Origin of the sequence: Exiguobacterium sp. s133 (assembly GCF_018618595.1) — a bacterium.
Taxonomy (GTDB): Bacteria; Bacillota; Bacilli; order Exiguobacteriales; family Exiguobacteriaceae; genus Exiguobacterium_A; species Exiguobacterium_A oxidotolerans.
Genome location: NZ_JACSMK010000001.1, coordinates 334,124 through 353,350 on the forward strand (window position 1 = coordinate 334,124; position 19,227 = coordinate 353,350).

Consider the following 19,227-nt stretch of genomic DNA (forward strand, 5'->3'; position numbering starts at 1 on the left):
TGTTTCCGCAATTGCGGAAACACCTTTTTTGTCATTCACATGACCATTGGATGGGGGAAAAGAGAATCATCAGGGGAATGTGACCCTCTTCACATTCTTAGTATATAAGAGCCCCGGATTTTTTTCTATAACTTTGTGCAAAAATTCACAGAGTTGTCACTCTCCGAGTAATGCTTCGAATTCATCCAACACACGTTCAAATTGACGTAATGCTGCTTCCACTGGTGCTTTTGTCGTCATATCGACACCTGCTGCCTTTAAGACTTCAATCGGATAATCACTTGATCCTGCTTTAAGGAAATTATTAATGTAACGATCAACAGCAGATTGTCCTTCTTCTAAAATTTGCGTCGTCAATGCGGCAGCGGCTGAAATACCTGTCGCATACTGGTAGACATAATAATTGTAGTAGAAGTGAGGAATCCGTGCCCACTCAAGACCGATTTCTTCATCCAATACGATTCCGTCGCCAAAATATTTTTGGTTCAACGCATAATACGTTTTCGTCAGGAATTCTGGTGTCAACGATTGACCGAGTCGAGCCGCCTCGTGAATTTCATGTTCAAATTCTGCGAACATCGTCTGGCGGAACAACGTACCACGGAATGTTTCTAATTGATTGTTTAACAGATAAAGTTTCTCTTTTTTGTCTGTAACACGTTTCAGTAAGAAATCATTTAACAAAGCCTCATTTGTCGTCGAAGCTACTTCCGCTACAAAAATCGAATAATCACCATAAGCATATGGTTGTGATTGACGTGTATAGTAACTATGAACAGAATGTCCGAATTCATGTGCCAATGTAAAGAGGTTGTTGACGTTATCTTGCCAATTCATCAAGATAAACGGTTGTGTATCATATGCGCCAGAAGAATAGGCACCACTGCGCTTACCACGTGTCTCGCGAACATCGACCCATCGATCTGTCAAACCTTCTTCTAAGATATGCTTGTACTCATCTCCAAGTGGTGCCAATCCATCGACCATCAATTGTTTCGCTTCATCGTAAGAGACTTTCATTTCGACTTCGCTAACGAGCGGTGTATACATGTCATACATATGAAGCTCTTCTAATCCGAGTACACGTTTACGAAGTTCAACGTAACGATGTAACAATGGGAGATGTTCATGGACCGCTTCTACTAATCCATCATACACTTGCTCCGGAATGGCATTTCCATGTAATGCAGACTCACGCGCCGACTTGAACTGTCGCACTTCCGCATAAAAATTATCTTTTTTGACTGATCCTGCAAGTGTCGAAGCAAGCGTGTTTGTATAGTTGCCGTACGTTTCGTACATCGCCTTGAACGCTGCCTCGCGGACTGAACGGTCTTTCGACTCCATGAATGTAATGAATCGACCATGTGTCAATTCCGCCTCTTGCCCGTCTTCCCCTTTGATTTTAGGGAATTTTAAGTCAGCATTATTCAACATACCGAACGTCGTTCCAGATTGCCCTAATACTTCCCCTGCTTTAGCAAGAATTGCTTCTTCAGCTTCAGTTAATACATGGTCGCGTTCTCGATTAAGTTCATCAAACGCATGACGATACATCGCAAGATCCGGATTGCGATCTAAAAATCCCGTAATCGTTTCAACTGGAATCGTCAACAGTTCTGGTGTCATGAAAGCTAGTGCAGCTCCAATCTGCGAAGCGAGCGTCCGCGCACGGTCATTCATCGCTTGATAGAAGCTATCAGCCGTATTTTCGTCATAACGCATATGCGCGTATGTATAAAGCTTATGCAGACGTCGTGAAATTTCATCACGTAACTGTAAACCTTCAAAAAGCGTTGTATCATCTTTTCCAAGTCGCCCTTTGTAATCAATCATCAAAGGTAACATCGCTTTGACAGATTCAAACTCCTCTTCCCATGCTTCATTCGTTTCATAAATTGATTCTAAGTTCCACGTTTCTTCTACCGTGACATCTTTTCGTGTCAATAGTTCTGCCATTTCAATCACTCCCTTACTTCATTTATACCTGTTTCTTTTTCGACAAACAACTGAATTGCTCCTGCTAAAACGGCGTCTTCTTTAAAACGGTTTACAGTTGTAGCAATACTAGATTGCTGACATATGCGTGCGACAGCTAGTAAATTCATCCATTCCTCTACCACACGTCGAAGCAGATTCGGCTCATGAGAAACCCGGCATGCGTCGAGACAGGAGACTAACGCATGTTCAAGTCGGATTTTCGAGTAGTTTCCTTGTAAGGATAAATAAAGTGTTATTTGAAGTTCAAAAGGATGAAGTGGAAAGGCGAGAAGTGTTTCGATGGGTAAAAAACAGTGTGCTGGAAGGTCTAAAACATGCAGACCTGCTTGATAGAGTGGATTTTTGAGTAGATGATTTGGCATCGTCGAGAAGAAAGGACGTAGTCGGTATTTCCGCACGAGTTGATTCCATTTTTTCACAGAAAATTTCCGGGGAAATGCTTGGGGTGTAGGTCTAATAAATTGTGTGAAAGAAGTTTCTAGTCGTTGACAAATCACTAAGTGTTTCGTAAAAGGGACAGCAAAACCATAGCGGTTAATTTTTCCCTGTTCGATTAAATCAAGATAACCGTCCGTCAATAATGCTTGTTTCATCCACCCGTCTAACTTAATGATGCATCCGCCTGTTGGATGAAAGCCAATCCAGCGCACAGCATATGCTTTTTGTTGATCAATCGTTCGTCGTCGATTCCACTCCAACGCGGTCATCTTCGATCGTTGGATTTCTACCGCTATCCGGAGTGCAGGGATCCACAAGTCAAATCGACGTTGCCCTTGAACTTGTTCTAAAGCGACGTCATAACCTAAGCTACGAAAGTATTCCGCTAAAGTCGTTTTCCAACCTTGATGTGCACTCGACTCTCCCGTACATGCTGAGACATGAACAAAATGCGTTCGCTTTCGTCCCTGCCTGACCCGTAATCGGTTCAGGCAATAAGGACAATACAACGTCATTTGCTTTAATTGTTCGACTTGTACGAGATGGATATTGATTCGGCGACCTGTTTCATCAACGGCTTCAAACATGACAGCACCCCTTTAGAGTAAAGGTGAGAATAGACGTGAAACTGACTCAATCAAGCGTTGCGAAAAACTGCGCTGACTGAAGTAATGGCGATCAACTTGAGTCGAATGCGAAAAATCATCATAAAAATCCCGGGTCAGTTCGTGAACGGAATTTGTACCATACAAGAAGGCATTGACTTCAAAGTTTAGATGAAAACTTCTTAAATCCATATTCGCCGTTCCGATGGTTGCAATCGCATCATCGACGACAATGACTTTGGAATGCATGAATCCTTTATTGTATTCGTAGATTTTAACGCCTGCTTGGAGTAAATCGTCGAAATACGAGCGACTCGCATAAAAAACAACTTTATGATCCGGAAAACTCGGCAAGAGAATTCGAACATCGATTCCGGACATCGCTGCTGTTTTTAATGCTGTCATCAAGTCCTCGTCCGGAATCAAGTACGGTGAAGCAATGTAGACCGAACTTCGTGCTTCCGTAATCAATGCGAAGTAAAGCGACTTCATGGTCTCTTGCGGTTCGTCCGGTCCACTGGCGATGATTTGAACGCCCCCTGTTGCATCCGTGACCACTTCGAGCGGCTCCATGTAGAAAGGTGTGAACAGACGCTCTCCTGTCATGTAGTACCAATCCTGTAAAAATATCAATTGGAGCTCTGACACAGCCTCTCCACGAACGACAAGATGCGTATCTCGCCAAAATCCGAATGCTTTATCTTTCCCGATGTATTCATTTCCGACATTGATTCCGCCTGTAAATGCGACCGTTCCATCAATAACAACGATTTTACGGTGGTTTCGATAATTGGATTTGCTGGAGATGAAGGGAAGGACGACAGGGAAAAAGGCATGCACTTCAATGCCAGCCTGAATCATCTTTTTAAAGTAACTTTTGTCAGTAGAGAAACAACCGACTGCGTCATATAAGAAACGAACCTCGACCCCAGCCTCAGCACGTTCAATCAAAGCGGCTTGTAACTCGAGGGCTAACGCATCATCGCGGACAATATAGTACTCTAAATGAATATGGTGCTCCGCTTGACGGATTTCAGCGAGCAAGAGTGGAAATTTCTCCTCTCCGTTAGTCAATATCTTCGTATGTGTATTATACGATATTGGAAGCCGGCTGATGGAATCGATAAGTTTGACAACCTTTGCATAATATCCATGTTTGAACACTCGATTGTGTATACCATGATCAAATTGGGTACGATATTTAATGTATGACTCTTCATCAAGCATCGCTTTTAAGCGAAACATTTTTTTACGGCGATAGTTCTGACCGAACGTGAAATAGACGAACACGCCTACGACGGGCAGCGCCATCATGACAAGCGCCCAGACTAAAGTCCGTTCGGGATTTCGATTTTCAAGTAAGATGATGATGAAGACACTTAAAACGATTAAGATGATGACGATTGATAACCAACCGACCATGTAGACACTCCAGTAGTAAGACAAAAACGCCAGTAAGCTACAGGTCAACAGTAACGTCATCAGCAGTTGAACACGTCGTAACATGAAATCCCCTCCTCTTTCTTTTTACTATGTATCAAGTTTTTCGACTCTATTATCAGAAGGGAAGTATTCGAATGAAAACTTACATCGTAACGGGCGCGACTGGTGGAATCGGGGAAGCGACCACCCTCCAACTTGCAAAAGAAGGACATACCGTTCTTGCCTTAGGGAGAAATACCGAAAAAGGAACGGTACTCGAACAACATGGACAAGGCAACATTCATTTCTTCCAGGTCGATCTTGCTAAACCACCAGAGATTCAGCAGTTCTTCGATGACACCGCGACTGACTTTCCAACCATCGATGGCATTTTTAACAATGCCGGAACTTTTGGAAAACCTGTCGCACCTGAACGCGTAACAGATGCCCAACAAGAAGTATTCCAAGTCAATTATCATGCACCTGAACAAATCATTCAACTCGCTGTCAAACGATTTTCCAAAGGGGCTTCAATCGTTAACAATAGCGCAATCGTCGGACATGTCAAATTCCCGGCGATGCTCTTACCTTATGCGTCTTCAAAAAGTGCTCTTATCACCCTTACGAAAACTTACGCGGCCCGGTTTCATGGAAAGTATCGTTTTAATGCGATCTGCCCCGGCCCCGTCGATACAGCATTAAGCCATTCCTTATACGGTGGGAAAGACAAGTTTGACTTGGCAATGAAACATCACCTTCGCGGGAACGCAGCACAGCCGGCTGAAATTGCAGAAGTCGTTTGTTTTTTATTGTCGGATAAAGCTAGTTATATCAATGGCCAATCATTAATCGTCGATGGTGGATATACATTGACGTGATGCTAACAAAAAAAGGACTGCTCCCTTTTTGTATAGGAGCAGTCCTTTTAACGTGACATTTGTATTTAGTTCGTAAAGTGCTTACGGACGACAGCAAAAACATCGTCGGCAATGATGGTTTTACCATACTCTGCGACCGGATGAATCGTTTGTTCGCTAAATTGCAAGTACTCGGCAATCAAACTCATCACGTTTTCTTGTTCTTCCACTTCCACTTCGTCTTTAAAATGGACGTGGAGCAAGTAGGCACCATCTTTTTGATAGAGCGCTGTTTTCAAATCTTTGAAGACCGGTGCTTCTGCATATTGGCTAAGAGCAATAACATGCTCAAAATCCGTCGTTTCAAATAATACGTCTTGGCTGAGTTCTGTTTCTTTATCTTCTGCCTCAGACATTGCTGAACGGAGTAATGAATCCAACTCTTCTTCATCCACTTGTTCGCCATCAACTGTTGTTTTAGCGATTGTAACCGTCACTTCAAGACCTTTTTCAAATGCTTGAACTTGTATCCATAGTGGACCTTCGAAGGAGATGGACTCTTTTTCATTCGCTTCATCCATCATCTGCCAGAATAACTGTTCTCCACGCTCACGGTTATACCAAATCTCGTCTCGGGCAAAGCCGCGGCGTTCGATATCCGTATACGTAATGAAGAACTTGACCGTGTTGTCATTGACGCGTTCGATTTTCAATATGTCCACTCCTTTCATCTCGCTCTTATCTAGTATACGAACGAGCACATAACATGGATTCAAAAAGAACCCCTTTTTAACCATATAGGGTATATTCCTTTGTTATCTTTATTTTAACCTTTTTTGACGGTAACAAAAAGCACACTGCTCACGGAAGCAGCGCGCTGGTTAAAATTTATTCGTTTACCAAGCGTTGCGCTTCCATCAATTGGAAAGTGCGAACTTTACGTGGTAAGAAACGGCGAATTTCATCCTCATTATATCCAACTTGGAGTCGTTTTTCGTCAATCAAAATCGGACGACGTAACAATCCAGGATATTCTTGAATTAAATCATAAAGATGTTGCAGCGACAAGTTCTCGACTGAAACGTCTAATTTAGAAAAGACTTTTGAACGTGTCGAGATAATCTCATCTGTTCCATCTTCCGTCATACGAAGAATTTGTTTGATTTCATCAAGCGACAATGGTTCCGAAAAAATATTTCGTTCCACAAATGGGATTTCATGTTCTTCAAGCCACGCGCGCGCTTTACGACAAGAAGTACAGCTTGGTGAAGTATAGAGTGTTACCATTGAAAAACATCCTCCCCCTGATTTACATCATGTCTGAACTATAAAAAGGAACGTATCCTTTTCCTAATTATTAATGATGATTCTATTACTTGACAGTTTACATTGAATTTCAAATAAAACCTAGCTATTTTTTAAGATGAAAGAACTTTTTCGTAAAAAAACTCGCTGGAGCCACGAGATGGCTTCAGCAAGCTGGCGTGTGATCAAAAGGTTGAGAAATCGTTTCTTTTGCTTTCGGGAGTTTCATTTCTTTTAATTTCTTTTCGAAAATATCCCGCAAAAGTCGTTTTTTCAACTTTTTCTTCTTATCACGTTCTTTCATAACTCCGACACCTCACTCGGTCCGAAAAAAGAACAAGCAACCAACGAAAGCTGAATTATCATCTTCTACATTAATTAGTATACCACGTTTGCCTAAATTCTATTCCTACTTCGGTTAATTAAATGTGTGAGATTGTTGCGTTCATTTAAGCAGAGAGTTGCAATTACTTGCAAATTCACGTAGAGTATATAGAAATACTTACTCGTTGAAAGGAGCATTTCAGTTATGCCAGTTACTTTAGTTACAATTATCGAACACCCGATTGCCCAAAAATATTTAGAGCGTTCTGGGCTCAATCATGCGATTTCCGTTGCGGAACGGGCATTGACGCTTGCGACACAGCGTGGTCTTGATGCTGATTCGGCGACAAAAGCAGCACTGCTTCATGACATCGGCCATTATGAATGGTATACGGATGGAACATGGAATTATGATCTTTACCGTCAAAATGATATTCATGCGATTAAAGGAGCAGAACGTGCCCATAAGTTATTAATTCGTTTAGGGGAAGAGCCGGCACGCGCAAAAGAAATCTCGCTTGCCGTCCTCTTACACACGGATTCATATCTCCCACCAGGTACAATTAACCGGACCCCACTCCAACAACTCGTCCACGATGCCGATACGTTAGAAGAGCAACCGGGTGGTTTGCATCATTATGAGAAAATCCCCTTTGATGAAGCCGTCAAACGTCTTGATGCATTAGATTCAGTTGTCCATCGCTTTAGTAACCTTCCACGAATCGCTTCCGAAAACTAAAAAAAGGCATTCCTGAACGATTCAGGAATGCTTTTTTTATTAGACGAGTTGTGCTTGATACGCTTCAAGCTCAGCATCCGTCATCGAGACGTAATGTCCCGGCTCGATTTCACGAAGTGCAGGGATACTCGAATCTTCACTCGATTTACCAACGGCTCCGCCTGTCGGGCGATCATAGACAATCCGTTTACGTGTCCGTTCGTGCTCTGGATCCGGTAGCGGGATTGCAGATAAGAGCGACTTCGTATACGCATGAACTGGGTTCTCGTACAAACGATCCGCATCACATAACTCAACAAGGTGACCTTGATACATAACACCAATCCGGTCCGAAATATATTTAACCATCGAAAGATCGTGGGCGATGAATAAATACGTCAAACTGCGATCACGTTGTAATTGTTTCATCAAGTTGACGACCTGTGCTTGGATGGAAACGTCAAGTGCCGAGATCGGCTCATCGGCAATGATGAAGTCCGGTTCTACTGCTAGTGCACGTGCGATCCCAATCCGTTGACGCTGACCACCAGAGAATTCGTGGGGGTAACGACTCGCGTGTTCTTTCGTCAAACCTACTGTTTCTAACAAGTCGTAGACACGGTTATCTCGCTCTTCTTTTGATTTCGCAAGTCCGTGGATATCAATTCCTTCTGCGATGATATCTCCGACTGTCATCCGTGGATTTAGAGATGCGTAAGGATCTTGGAAAATCATTTGCATCGCACGGTTGAACTTCAATTTTTCTTTACGTGATTTCTTCGCATGGACATTCTCACCTTTGAACAAGACTTCCCCGTCTGTCGCATCGTAAAGTCCGATAATCGAACGACCCGTCGTCGATTTGCCGCAACCTGACTCTCCAACAAGACCAAGTACTTCTCCTTCATAAATATCAAATGAAAGTCCGTCTACTGCTTTGACGACACGTCCTCGTCCAATATTGAAATGTTGCTTTAGATTTTTTACTTCAAGTAATTTATTACGCTTTTCCATTACTTAAGACCGCCTTTCAAAAGCGACTTCGCAAATGTACTATCTGGACGATATTTCAGTGCGAGGTCACGGATGGCTGCTGGTGGTTCTACGTAAGGAGCTTGTGGATGTAACAACCACGTTGCTGCTTCGTGTGTATCAGTGATACGGAAGAACGGAGGTTCTTTCTCGAAATCAATTTTCATCGCATATTGATTACGTGGTGCGAATGCATCACCTGTAGGCGGATGAAGCAAGTTCGGTGGCGTACCCGGAATCGCCGGTAAGTCCTGCGAACGGTCATCTGAAGGGCGTGGCATCGATCCGAGAAGTCCCCATGTGTACGGGTGGCGTGGTTCATAGAAAATCTCATCAACCGTACCTTTTTCAATCAATTTCCCAGCATACATAACAGCTACGCGGTCGGCCATGTTCGCCACGACACCGAGATCATGCGTGATGAAGATGATTGCTGTACCTGTTTTTTGTTGAATGTCTTTTAAGAGCTCTAAAATCTGAGCTTGAATCGTAACGTCGAGTGCTGTCGTCGGCTCATCGGCAATCAAAACTTTCGGGTTACATGCTAACGCAATCGCGATAACGATCCGTTGACGCATCCCACCTGATAATTGGTGTGGATATTGTTTTAAACGTGCTTCCGGATTCGGAATCCCTACGAGCGTCAATAATTCGAGCGTCCGTTTTTTTGCGGCATCCCCTGTCAAGCCTTGGTGACGTTTCAAACCTTCTGCAATCTGTTTGTAAATTGTCATCGTCGGGTTGAGTGATGTCATCGGATCCTGGAAGATCATTGCGATGTCACGACCACGAACTTTTTGCATTTCCTTGTCCGACAACTTGACTAAGTCACGGTCTTCGAAAATAATTTCACCATTCGTGATCTCACCAGGAGGATTCGGAATCAGTCGCATGATTGCTTTTGATGTAACCGACTTTCCTGAACCAGATTCACCAACGATTGCAAGTGTTTCACCTTTTTTTAAATCAAACGATACGCCACGGACGGCTTGTACCGTCCCGGCATACGTATGGAAAGCGACGGTTAGGTCGCGTACAGATAAAATAGTTTCCATTGTGGATGAACTCCTCTCTAATTTCCGTTAGCGGCGTAGACGTGGGTCAAACGCATCCCGTAATCCATCGGCCAACATGTTAAAGCTGATCATTAGGAGTACGATGACCGTCGATGGCACGACAAGCAAGTAAGGGAACGTCTTCAATTCTTTGTACCCTTCGTTGATCAATGTACCAAGGGACGGTTTCGGTGGAGCGAGACCAAGTCCAATGAAGCTAAGGAACGCTTCGAAGAAAATCGCACTAGGAATCGTGAACATAAGTGAGATGATAATAATTCCAAGAGTATTTGGAATCAAATGCTTAAAGATTAAACGTGAGCTAGAAGCCCCAAGCGTACGTGCTGCGAGTACAAATTCCTGATTCTTAAGTTTCAAGATTTGTCCTCGAACGAGTCGACTCATCCCAATCCATCCGGTGATGGTCATCGCCAAGATAATCGTCGTGATCCCCGGTTCAAGAATCAAGATGAACAGAATGATTAAGATTAAGTTCGGAATCCCGGTCAGGATTTCCGTAATACGTTGCATGATGTTATCAACACGACCGCCATAGTAAGCAGAAAGTCCACCATATGTGACACCGATGATGACATCGATGATTGCAGCCATGACACCAATAAAGAGTGAAACGCGTGTACCTTCCCAGACACGTGACCAAGAGTCACGTCCGAGATGATCCGTTCCGAACCAGTAGTTTTCTGTTACTTGTTTTTGCTCGTAAAAATCAATTTCTTTATCACCTAATGTTGCCATACCATCAAATCCGGCCCACTCAAGCCCTGTTACTTTTGGTGGTAGTTTCGCTTGCGTGATTGTTTGCGTGTAAGCATCGCGCCCTGAAATCATCGGTCCGAAGATTGAAAGTAACGCAATGATAAGAATGATGATGAGCGAAAGAATCGCTGCTTTATTTCGAATAAGACGCGTCCAGGCATCTTGCCAGAAATTTAAACTTTTTCCGGCGATACGCTCTCCGGCTTGTTCGTTGAACTCAACCGTTTGAAACAGTGACGAATCGAATTGTTCCGTTTTTGCATTTGAATTTTGCTCTGCCATTATTCATTACCCCCCAAACGAATCCGTGGATCAACGACACCGTACAGTAAGTCGACGATCAAAATCATAAGGATGAAGACCGCTGAGAAGAACAGTGTTGTTCCCATGATGACTGTATAGTCATTTAGCGTGATTGATGATACGAACAACTCACCAAGACCCGGTACAGCAAAGATTCTTTCAATGACGAGTGTTCCTGTGATTAAGGCAGCAGTCATCGGTCCAAGAATCGTAATTGCTGGAATCAAGGCATTACGCACCATGTGTTTCCACGTGATCGATTGTCCATCTAGTCCTTTTGCCTTAGCAAGCGTGACATAATCCTGTCCTGTTACCTCGAGCATCTCCGTTCGAACAAAACGAGCGATGGAGGCAGTAACTCCTAAGGACAAGGAAATTGTAGGCAAAATCGTATGTGCTGGGCTTTCCCAGAAGGCGACCGGCAAAATGCCCCATTTCACTCCTACGTAGTATTGAAGAAGCGAAGCAAATACGAACGACGGTATTGAAATACCGAGTACTGATGCAAACATCGCACCGTAATCAATCGCTGTGTTATGACGTAGTGCCGCAACGACACCAAGTAAAAGACCTGCAAAGACACCGAGTATAAGTGCTTGTGCTCCTAATTGAGCTGACGGTCCGATCCGTTCCATGATTAAATCTGTAACAGGACGGCTATCATATTTAAATGATACTCCTAAGTCACCTTGGAACAAGTTAACCATGTACGCTGCGTAGCGTTGTGGAAGTGGATCATTCAAGTTGTACTTATCCCGAAGGATATTCAATTGCTCAGGAGAAAGCTTTTCCTGGTTTTGGAACGGTGAACCTGGTAACAGATCCATCAAGAAGAACGTGAATGAAGCGATGAGTAAAAACGTCAGTACGCCGTAAGTAAGGCGTTGAGCTAAATAACGGCCCATAGATGGCACCCCCTATAAAGATTTTTCTGTTTTTTTCGAAAACATCAATAAAACCAGTATGACGTAAAATTGTCGGAACATTCAAGAATTTTGTTGTAAAATTTTAAATTCTTTTTTGTCCCAACCTGATATGATGCCCCCCCATGATCACTGTTTTTTCACAGTTAACCAATATTTCAGAATTTTTCGTTTGATTCCATTATACTTTGCTAACAAAGTAATTAGAACATCTTTTTTACAAATAGTTCACATTTCGTTTAGAAATGATTACACATTCAGAAAAAGTAGTATAAAACAGGAGCGTTCCCTGAACCTAATTCGGGACGCTCCAGTTTTTTTACTTCATATCAACATATTTGTATTGGAAATCCGCACCAAACAATTGGCGTTTGAAGTTTTCAACTGTCGGACGGCTCAAGTAAGCTGCACCTGCTTGATACAATGGCGCAATTGCTTGATCTTTCTCGATCAATTGGGCTTCCGCTTGCTTGAACAAGTCGAGACGTTTCGTAACATCTGCTTCTTTATTGGCAGCATTCAACAACTTATCATATGCTGATGAGTCGTAATTAACATCGTTTTGACTATTTGTTGATTCAAAGATCGACAAATTCGACATTGGATCTTGGTAATCAGGACCCCAAAGTGAATACGACATTTGGTAGTCACCTTTAGACTCTAAATCGAGTTTGTTCTTGAATGGCTGTTGTTTGATTGAAACTGTCACGTTCGGCAAGTTTCTTTCAATTTGACCTTTCATGTACTCACTTGTCTTTTTAGAGTCTTCGCTGTCGAACGATAATAGTTCAATCGTTGTTTTCTTATCGCCATTTGCTTTTTTCCAAAGATCAGCTGCTTCGTTCCCATCACGATCGAACCAGTTAATGTCACTCGTATAGTCTTTTCCAGCTTCATCTTTAATGAAGTCTTTTGGAATGAAGCTTGTTGTTGGAATCGAACCATTCGCAAGTAACGTTTCCGTGATGCCTTTAGGATCAATTGCGCGAGCGATCGCTTTGCGGGCATTGACATCTTTCATCGTCGCATCTTCGTTATTGAACTTCAAATAAGCGATCGTAGAACGTAATGCCGTATTGAATTCAGGTTTCGATTCATAAACAGCAACTTGTTCAGATGTTAAGCCAGCATAATCGATGTCATTCGATTCATACAGGTTAGTAACCGTTGACGAATCTTTAACGACACGAATCGTTACTTCGTCAAGACTGACGGCATCTTTATCCCAATAGTTTTCATTCTTAGTCAAGACACGTTTTGAATCTGTTTTCCAAGAGGTCCAAACGAATGGTCCGTTGTATAACAATTTATCCGGTTGAAGTGAAAAGTCTTTTTCGTTCTTTTTATAAAAATCTTCACTAATCGGTGTATATGTTCCAAATGACGTCAGTGACAAGAAGTACGGCGATGGACGCTCAAGTGTTACTTCAAGCGTTTTATCATCAAGTGCTTTGACTCCTAATTCATCAACTGGTTTTTTCCCTTGTGAGACAGCTGCACCATTTTTGACGGTATCAAAGATATAGGCATATCCTGAACCTGTTTCTGGATCAACTGCACGTTTCCAAGCAAATTCAAAATCTTGTGCTTTGACTGGAGAACCATCAGACCATTTCGATTCACGAAGTGTAAACGTGTACGTGAGGTTATCACTCGAGATATCTGTTTTTTCGGCTAGTGCAGGAATCGCCTTACCTTCTTTGTCTAACCGGTAGAGTCCTTCCATCGTGTTCCCAATCATATCAAATGCGACTGAATCCGTTGCTTTAGCCGGGTCGACCGTCGTAATATCGGACGTACTCGTTAAGCGCAAGTTTTTCTTGTCTGAAGAACCTGAATCTTTATCTCCGCTCGTCGAACATCCTGCAAGGACTACACTCCCTGCTAGCATGACTGATAACGCGAGACCGACAGTTTTTTTCTTCATCGGTGAGTCATCTCCTTTTCAATTTTCAAGTTGCCATAAACAGTTATGACATCAATAACGTTGGATCGAATCCACATGCATTCCCCAAAATGCATTGACCTGGTTTCGAAAATTCAAACGAAGTGATAAGTTGATTTTATGTGAGAATAACAATAACGTCAAGTGAATAGTCACACTATTTGCTGTTTTAAGATATATAACCGTAATAAATTCGTAACTTTCGGGAGCATTGCGTATAATGAATTCATAATCCATATTAAGGGGGACTACTATGCGTTTTCACTTGTTTCGTCCGATTTTAATCGCTTTAATTTTATCGATTATTTACACCATTTGGGCGAGTTTCACGGATTCAACCCATTCTTTTTTTTATCACTTTTCGGGTGGGTTATTTATCTCAGGATTCATCTTAATGGCAATCGGATTATTTTCTAACATGTCTGCAAATGGATTTTTTAGAGGACTGACTGCCGGGTTCAAAAAACAACGTGAGGCAAGATTACGAGAAATCGATGGTGAGTATCACGAGGACGAGGATGAAGAGCACGAAGTGTATGAAGAAAAGCGGAAACGTTCTTTAAACCGGACAGGGCCATACTTGTCTAGCGGCTTATTGTGCATTGTTTTCTCATTGCTTTTATCATTCGTTTAAACGAATTTTTCGTGACGCTAGACAATGGTCTATGGTAAAATCTTGTTAAGTTACATGTATAATAACACGGTGAAGAAGAGTAGTACATCGAGTCGTCACTTTAAGAGAGTCCATGGTTGGTGTGAATGGATAGTGGATGCAGATGGAATGGACTTCGGAGTGGCTGACTTGAACAGTGAAGTAGAGTCAGACGGGATTGCCCGTTACAGCAGTTTAGAGCGGCTATTATCATAGCAACTTGGGTGGCAACGCGATGACTCGTCCCTTGATTATTCAAGGGACGAGTCATCTTTTTTTATTCTATTTTCGGAGGGAAACGATTATGAAAACGATTTTTTCAGGTATTAAACCAACCGGTACAGTCACCCTAGGAAACTACATTGGGGCGATGAAGCATTTTGTCAACTTACAAGATGAGCATGATGCCTATTATTGTATCGTCGATCTCCATTCGATCACAGTCGAGATTGACCGTGTCGAGTTGATGAACAATACACGTGCCCTCGCTGCACTGTATATTGCAAGTGGTCTCGACCCAGAAAAAGCGACGATTTTCGTCCAATCAGAAGTCAAAGCACACGCGCAGCTCGGATGGATGTTAACGTGCCTAGCAGGTATGGGTGAACTTGAACGCATGACGCAATATAAAGATAAATCACAAGGAAAAGAGCGGATTGGCGCAGGTCTCTTCGTCTATCCGACGTTAATGGCCTCTGACATCCTTTTATATGATGCGGAACTCGTCCCTGTCGGTGAAGATCAAAAACAACACATCGAGTTGACACGCGACTTAGCACAACGATTCAATAGCCGGTACTATGAGACCTTTAAAATGCCTGAGCCAGTCATCGCAGAAACAGGTGCTCGTATCATGAGTTTGACGACACCAGAGAAAAAAATGTCTAAAACAGATACGAATCCAAAAGGCTACATCACGATGCTCGATGAACCAGCTAGTATCCGTAAAAAAATTAAGTCGGCCGTGACGGATTCGGAAGGAATTGTTAAGTTCGATCGGGAAAACAAACCGGGTGTCTCAAACTTACTCGAAATCTATTCACTACTCGCTAATATCTCCATCGCCGAGCTCGAAGCGAAATACGAAGGTTCAAATTATGGTGTGTTCAAAGCAGATGTTGCTGAAGCAATCATTGCCGAGCTCGAGCCGATTCAAAAGCGCTATTATGAGTTAATCGATTCAGAAGAACTCGATGTCATTTTAGATCAAGGCCGTGAAAAAGCTGACCTCGTCGCTTCTCGTAAACTTGCTAAAGTAGAAAAAGCCATGGGGCTCCAACGCAAACGTGCTAAAGTCAAAAAATAATCAATTCTTTCATTAAAAAAGGTCCCGTGCTCTTTGTGTAAAGAGTATGGGACCTTTTGTCAAAAAAAGAGAGCATCTCTACACTAGAGACGCTCTCTTGACATTTTATTTACCTTCGATCGAAGCCCATTTGTAAGAGAAGTCTGCGCCGAAGTTATGCTCGACAACACCTTTTACGTATGGTTTAACGAGGAACGCACGTCCACGTTGATAAACAGGTGAGATTCCCGCAGAATCAAGAAGGATTTTCTCTGCTTCTTGAAGCTCAGACCAACGTTTTGCTGCATCCGTTTGTGTTTGTGCATCTTTGATGAGTTTGTCGTACTCTGGATCTGACCAGTCACCACGGTTATATGGTCCATCAGTCAAGAAGAGATCGAGGAACGTCATTGGATCTTGATAGTCAGGACCCCAGCCTGCGAATGAGAATTCGAAGTCGCCTTTGTTTTCAAGATCAAGTTTGTTTTTGAACGGTTGTTGCTTGATTGTGACTTTCATACCTGGAAGGTTCTTTTCAAGCTCGCCTTTCAAGAACTCACCGATTTTCTTCGCATCATCACTATCATAGTTAAGAAGCTCAAGTTCGACTGAATCTTTGCCGATTTCTTTTAAGCCCTCTTCCCAAAGTTTTTTCGCTTCATCCGCATTGAACTCGTTGAATGTTGGATACTTTTCACGGAAGTCTTTTCCGTCAGCATCTTTCGCGAAGTCTTTTGGTACAAGATAGTTTGCTGGAAGTGATCCGTTTGCAAGGATGACATCCGTGATTCCTTTTTTGTTATATCCCATGTCGATCGCACGGCGAATTTTTTCATTTTCGAGTGCTTCAACTTTCGTATTCAAGTAAAGGTAGAAGATTGTTGATTCACCTTTAGTTTCAAATTCTTTATTATCTTGATACTGAGCTACGAATTCAGATGAAAGACCTGTACGGTCGATCGTCCCTTTTTCGTAAAGGTTAACAGCAGTCGAAATTTCTTTTACGACCTTAACATTGATCGTGTCTAATTTGACGCTATCTTTATCCCAGTAGTTATCGTTTTTAACCATTTTCCAGCCTTGTTCACGTGTCCATTCTGTTAACTTGAATGGTCCATTGTAAAGTGATTTGTCAGCTGTCGTACCGAAGCCCTTACCGATTTCTTTCGAAAGTTCTTCCGATTTCGGCATGAATGGACCGAATCCAGTCAATCCGAGGAAGTAATCTGCAGGTGATTTTAATTTTACTTCGAACGTTTTATCATCAACTGCTTTAACGCCTACCGCGTCACGCTCGCCTTTTTTCGTGTTGTATTCTTCAGCACCTTCGATGTTGTAGAATACGTACGCATATTGCGATGCGTTTTCTGGGTTAAGCACTTCTTTCCAAGCGTACTCGAAGTCTTTTGCAGTGATTGGTGTACCATCAGACCAGTTAGCATCACGTAGCTTGAACGTGTACGTCAATTTGTCGTCAGAAACCGTATGGCTTTCTGCAATACCTGGTGTTGGCTGTTGCTTGTCATCCAAACGGTAAAGACCTTCCATCGTGTTGTTCAAGACGTTGAAAGAAACAGCGTCCGTAGAAGTTGTTGGGTTAAGCGTCGGGATATCCGCGCTTTCGATCAGGTTAAGCGTCTGCTCACTTGATTTTTTGTCCGAACCGTTATCGCCCGATGAATCATTTGAATCAGTCGTCGAACAAGCAGCAAGGAATGCGCTTGATACGAGCGCTACCGAGGTAGCGAGTGCAAAACTTTTCTTTTTCATGATACGATGACCCCCCTAAAATTTCCAAAGCTAGTAATCTAAAGTTTTTGTCCGAAAAAAAGTAGTACTTTTTGGCCGAACAAAACTCTCCGTTACAAATAGTTTACAATGTTCTGATAATTTTGCAAAGCTTTTATCCGATTTTTCTAAATATTTTTTCAAAAAAATAAGAAGGACATGGGTGCATCCCATGTCCTTCCTTAATTGATTAATTCGATTTCTTTACTGTTCGAAGCAAATATTCAGGTCCATAAATTGGCACCGTCAAGCCGTTTATCCCTTCTTTTACCAACATATTTTCCGTTGTCTGATAAAGTGGAATAATGACCGCATCTTTTTCAATCAATTTTTTTTCAGCAGTTCGATAACCTACAGTTTTTTCTTTTATTGTCTTTACATTTCTTGTTTCTTTAATCAATTTGTCATATTCTTTTGAATTGTAATTTACTTTATTCAAAGGATTATCGGATACGAATTGATTTAAATATGCGAGAGGACCTGGGTAGTCAGGCATCCAGCCTGTCAGCGTCATGGAAAAATCACCAGATTGTTCAAGGCGTATTTTATCTTCGATATCTACATTTTTAGTAACAATATCGATTCCAGGCAGCTGCTTTTCAAGAATTTTTTCAATTGTTTTCCCTAGCTCCAATGCTTTTTGATCATCAAAATTCAACAATTCAACCTTCACTTTTTTCTTAGTTGCCTGTTTCCACTTTGTCGTTGTTTGCTCTTGAGGTGGAGAAATCCAGTCACTCGCCGTTACTACAAAACGATTCGTCGGTTTCCCTGATAATCCGAGCGGCAAGTTCAGTGTTTGTTGATTCATCAGTGTAGAAGAGATGGCTTGACGGGCATTTCGACTTTTAAATAATGGGTCGTTCATATTAAAGGCCAGATAAAAGACTCCGCTCCGACTTTTTTGATAAGTAGGCTCGTCCCCCATCAAAAGATTTGTATCAAATCCTTCAATTAATGGCAACATGTCTGCCTGATCATTTCGATATGCTGTCACCTGATCTGACATACTTTTAGCGGTGATACTTTTGACGGTATCGAGCTGAACCACAGTCGCTTGATGATAATGATCATTTTTTTCAAGCATGTAGGATGCCTTTTTCATCTCACGCATTTTAAATGGACCATTTTCATTCAAATCCGACCATTCGCTTACTTCAGGTTGTGGATAAAAGACAGACATGGCCAGTAATTGTGATAAATCCGAAACCGGCTGATTTAATTCAATGATTAGCGTTGATTTTCCTTCTGCTCTAACACCAAGTTTATTCGGTGGGAGTTCGCCATCATTGACTTGTCGTCCATTTTTAAAAACTTCAAATAAAAAACCATATGGTGAATTTGTCTCATTTGAAGCAACACGTTGAAAACTATCAACAAAATCTTGCGCTTCGACTGGCGTACCGTCAACGAACTTTGTTTCTTTTAGTTCAATCGTGTACGTCAAGCCGTTATCCGAAACAGTCATCGTTCGGGCGAGACCTTTTCGGACAGATGGACCGCCAGTAAACACAAATAGTCCTTCATATAATTGTGCAAGCAACGTTTGTGAACGATTATCTGTTGCCTGTGCAATATCCGGTACTCGTGGCATCGATGACTCAATGATTGTCATATGCTGTTGTTGCTTTTTTGTAGAGGCTTCCTCTGTTGTGTTTTGTTGAAACACAACGAATCCACTAATGATTACTCCGATTACTAAAAACATTAAAACAAACAGTTTAAATTGCTTAGACATATTTTTCCCCTTTTATTTTTAAAGTGACTCTATTATTCAAACAGAATTCAACCAAAAAA

17 protein-coding genes and 1 other annotated feature are annotated in these 19,227 nt (G+C 42.1%); of the genes, 4 read left to right on the forward strand and 13 right to left on the reverse strand.

Annotated features, from left to right (window positions below; all coding sequences use genetic code 11):
* Positions 1-156 precede the first annotated feature (156 nt).
* From pepF to cls, 3 genes are read right to left on the reverse strand one after another with little or no spacing between them, the layout of a single operon-like run.
* Positions 157-1,959 (reverse strand): oligoendopeptidase F, encoded by a 1,803-nt coding sequence (pepF, locus tag KNP96_RS01705; RefSeq protein ID WP_214768661.1) that lies wholly within the window; start codon positions 1,957-1,959, stop codon positions 157-159.
* Between the two features lie 5 nt (positions 1,960-1,964).
* Positions 1,965-3,026: a competence protein CoiA family protein gene (locus KNP96_RS01710; protein WP_214768663.1), complete on the reverse strand. Its 1,062-nt coding sequence runs from the start codon at positions 3,024-3,026 to the stop codon at positions 1,965-1,967.
* A 12-nt stretch (positions 3,027-3,038) separates the two neighbouring features.
* On the reverse strand, positions 3,039-4,550 hold the full coding sequence (gene cls / locus KNP96_RS01715) for a cardiolipin synthase (RefSeq protein WP_088837492.1): 1,512 nt from the start codon (positions 4,548-4,550) through the stop codon (positions 3,039-3,041).
* 71 nt (positions 4,551-4,621) lie between these two features.
* Here cls and KNP96_RS01720 point away from each other — a divergent pair, with 71 nt between their 5' ends.
* Positions 4,622-5,344, forward strand: a complete 723-nt coding sequence (locus KNP96_RS01720) for an SDR family NAD(P)-dependent oxidoreductase (protein WP_214766456.1) — start codon at positions 4,622-4,624, stop codon at positions 5,342-5,344.
* 65 nt (positions 5,345-5,409) lie between these two features.
* On the opposite strand, the gene mecA is transcribed toward KNP96_RS01720, so the two are convergent.
* The 3 genes from mecA to KNP96_RS01735 all read right to left on the reverse strand — a co-directional run bounded on the left by mecA (position 5,410) and on the right by KNP96_RS01735 (position 6,932).
* Positions 5,410-6,036, reverse strand: a complete 627-nt coding sequence (mecA, locus tag KNP96_RS01725) for an adaptor protein MecA (protein WP_088837494.1) — start codon at positions 6,034-6,036, stop codon at positions 5,410-5,412.
* Positions 6,037-6,211: 175 nt separating this feature from the next.
* The gene (gene spxA / locus KNP96_RS01730; RefSeq protein WP_029330996.1) at positions 6,212-6,610 is read right to left on the reverse strand and encodes a transcriptional regulator SpxA; all 399 of its coding nucleotides are present in this window, start codon (positions 6,608-6,610) and stop codon (positions 6,212-6,214) included.
* A 184-nt stretch (positions 6,611-6,794) separates the two neighbouring features.
* Positions 6,795-6,932 carry a hypothetical protein gene (locus KNP96_RS01735; protein ID WP_167331086.1) on the reverse strand — a complete coding sequence of 46 codons (138 nt, stop codon included), beginning with the start codon at positions 6,930-6,932 and terminating at the stop codon, positions 6,795-6,797.
* Between the two features lie 225 nt (positions 6,933-7,157).
* Here KNP96_RS01735 and KNP96_RS01740 point away from each other — a divergent pair, with 225 nt between their 5' ends.
* Positions 7,158-7,691 carry an HD domain-containing protein gene (locus KNP96_RS01740; protein ID WP_029330997.1) on the forward strand — a complete coding sequence of 178 codons (534 nt, stop codon included), beginning with the start codon at positions 7,158-7,160 and terminating at the stop codon, positions 7,689-7,691.
* 39 nt (positions 7,692-7,730) lie between these two features.
* Here the strand turns inward: KNP96_RS01740 and KNP96_RS01745 are convergent, their stop codons facing one another.
* The 5 genes from KNP96_RS01745 to KNP96_RS01765 all read right to left on the reverse strand — a co-directional run bounded on the left by KNP96_RS01745 (position 7,731) and on the right by KNP96_RS01765 (position 13,687).
* Positions 7,731-8,684, reverse strand: coding sequence for an ABC transporter ATP-binding protein (locus KNP96_RS01745; RefSeq protein ID WP_214768665.1), 954 nt, complete (start codon positions 8,682-8,684; stop codon positions 7,731-7,733).
* Positions 8,684-9,757: an ABC transporter ATP-binding protein gene (locus KNP96_RS01750; protein ID WP_159173523.1), complete on the reverse strand. Its 1,074-nt coding sequence runs from the start codon at positions 9,755-9,757 to the stop codon at positions 8,684-8,686. Before KNP96_RS01750 ends, KNP96_RS01745 begins: the two co-directional genes overlap by 1 nt.
* Positions 9,758-9,784: 27 nt before the next feature.
* The gene (gene opp3C / locus KNP96_RS01755) at positions 9,785-10,816 is read right to left on the reverse strand and encodes an oligopeptide ABC transporter permease (RefSeq protein ID WP_088837496.1); all 1,032 of its coding nucleotides are present in this window, start codon (positions 10,814-10,816) and stop codon (positions 9,785-9,787) included.
* On the reverse strand, positions 10,816-11,742 hold the full coding sequence (gene opp3b, locus KNP96_RS01760) for an oligopeptide ABC transporter permease (protein ID WP_088837497.1): 927 nt from the start codon (positions 11,740-11,742) through the stop codon (positions 10,816-10,818). Before opp3b ends, opp3C begins: the two co-directional genes overlap by 1 nt.
* Positions 11,743-12,079: 337 nt before the next feature.
* Positions 12,080-13,687, reverse strand: a complete 1,608-nt coding sequence (locus KNP96_RS01765; protein WP_088837498.1) for a peptide ABC transporter substrate-binding protein — start codon at positions 13,685-13,687, stop codon at positions 12,080-12,082.
* Between the two features lie 271 nt (positions 13,688-13,958).
* Here KNP96_RS01765 and KNP96_RS01770 point away from each other — a divergent pair, with 271 nt between their 5' ends.
* Positions 13,959-14,339, forward strand: coding sequence for a DUF3899 domain-containing protein (locus KNP96_RS01770; RefSeq protein WP_088837499.1), 381 nt, complete (start codon positions 13,959-13,961; stop codon positions 14,337-14,339).
* 60 nt (positions 14,340-14,399) lie between these two features.
* Positions 14,400-14,608: a binding site (T-box leader), on the forward strand.
* 50 nt (positions 14,609-14,658) lie between these two features.
* Entirely contained in the window at positions 14,659-15,663 is a 1,005-nt protein-coding gene (gene trpS / locus KNP96_RS01775; protein WP_239456910.1) for a tryptophan--tRNA ligase, read from the forward strand.
* Positions 15,664-15,768: 105 nt separating this feature from the next.
* Here trpS and KNP96_RS01780 read toward each other — a convergent pair whose 3' ends face one another.
* Together KNP96_RS01780 and KNP96_RS01785 are read right to left on the reverse strand one after the other, a co-directional pair.
* Positions 15,769-17,412, reverse strand: a complete 1,644-nt coding sequence (locus KNP96_RS01780; RefSeq protein ID WP_088837501.1) for a peptide ABC transporter substrate-binding protein — start codon at positions 17,410-17,412, stop codon at positions 15,769-15,771.
* A gap of 208 nt (positions 17,413-17,620) precedes the next feature.
* The gene (locus KNP96_RS01785) at positions 17,621-19,168 is read right to left on the reverse strand and encodes a peptide ABC transporter substrate-binding protein (protein WP_088837502.1); all 1,548 of its coding nucleotides are present in this window, start codon (positions 19,166-19,168) and stop codon (positions 17,621-17,623) included.
* Between the last annotated feature and the right edge of the window lie 59 nt (positions 19,169-19,227).

What these genes read in the sequence shown, in the direction of transcription:
- pepF (WP_214768661.1), bottom strand. Translation starts at nt 1,959, where the DNA reads ATGGCAGAACTATTGACACGAAAAGATGTCACGGTAGAAGAAACGTGG.
- KNP96_RS01710 (WP_214768663.1), bottom strand. Translation starts at nt 3,026, where the DNA reads ATGTTTGAAGCCGTTGATGAAACAGGTCGCCGAATCAATATCCATCTC.
- cls (WP_088837492.1), bottom strand. Translation starts at nt 4,550, where the DNA reads ATGTTACGACGTGTTCAACTGCTGATGACGTTACTGTTGACCTGTAGC.
- KNP96_RS01720 (WP_214766456.1), top strand. Translation starts at nt 4,622, where the DNA reads ATGAAAACTTACATCGTAACGGGCGCGACTGGTGGAATCGGGGAAGCG.
- spxA (WP_029330996.1), bottom strand. Translation starts at nt 6,610, where the DNA reads ATGGTAACACTCTATACTTCACCAAGCTGTACTTCTTGTCGTAAAGCG.
- KNP96_RS01735 (WP_167331086.1), bottom strand. Translation starts at nt 6,932, where the DNA reads ATGAAAGAACGTGATAAGAAGAAAAAGTTGAAAAAACGACTTTTGCGG.
- KNP96_RS01740 (WP_029330997.1), top strand. Translation starts at nt 7,158, where the DNA reads ATGCCAGTTACTTTAGTTACAATTATCGAACACCCGATTGCCCAAAAA.
- KNP96_RS01745 (WP_214768665.1), bottom strand. Translation starts at nt 8,684, where the DNA reads ATGGAAAAGCGTAATAAATTACTTGAAGTAAAAAATCTAAAGCAACAT.
- KNP96_RS01750 (WP_159173523.1), bottom strand. Translation starts at nt 9,757, where the DNA reads ATGGAAACTATTTTATCTGTACGCGACCTAACCGTCGCTTTCCATACG.
- opp3C (WP_088837496.1), bottom strand. Translation starts at nt 10,816, where the DNA reads ATGGCAGAGCAAAATTCAAATGCAAAAACGGAACAATTCGATTCGTCA.
- opp3b (WP_088837497.1), bottom strand. Translation starts at nt 11,742, where the DNA reads ATGGGCCGTTATTTAGCTCAACGCCTTACTTACGGCGTACTGACGTTT.
- KNP96_RS01765 (WP_088837498.1), bottom strand. Translation starts at nt 13,687, where the DNA reads ATGAAGAAAAAAACTGTCGGTCTCGCGTTATCAGTCATGCTAGCAGGG.
- KNP96_RS01770 (WP_088837499.1), top strand. Translation starts at nt 13,959, where the DNA reads ATGCGTTTTCACTTGTTTCGTCCGATTTTAATCGCTTTAATTTTATCG.
- KNP96_RS01780 (WP_088837501.1), bottom strand. Translation starts at nt 17,412, where the DNA reads ATGAAAAAGAAAAGTTTTGCACTCGCTACCTCGGTAGCGCTCGTATCA.
- KNP96_RS01785 (WP_088837502.1), bottom strand. Translation starts at nt 19,168, where the DNA reads ATGTCTAAGCAATTTAAACTGTTTGTTTTAATGTTTTTAGTAATCGGA.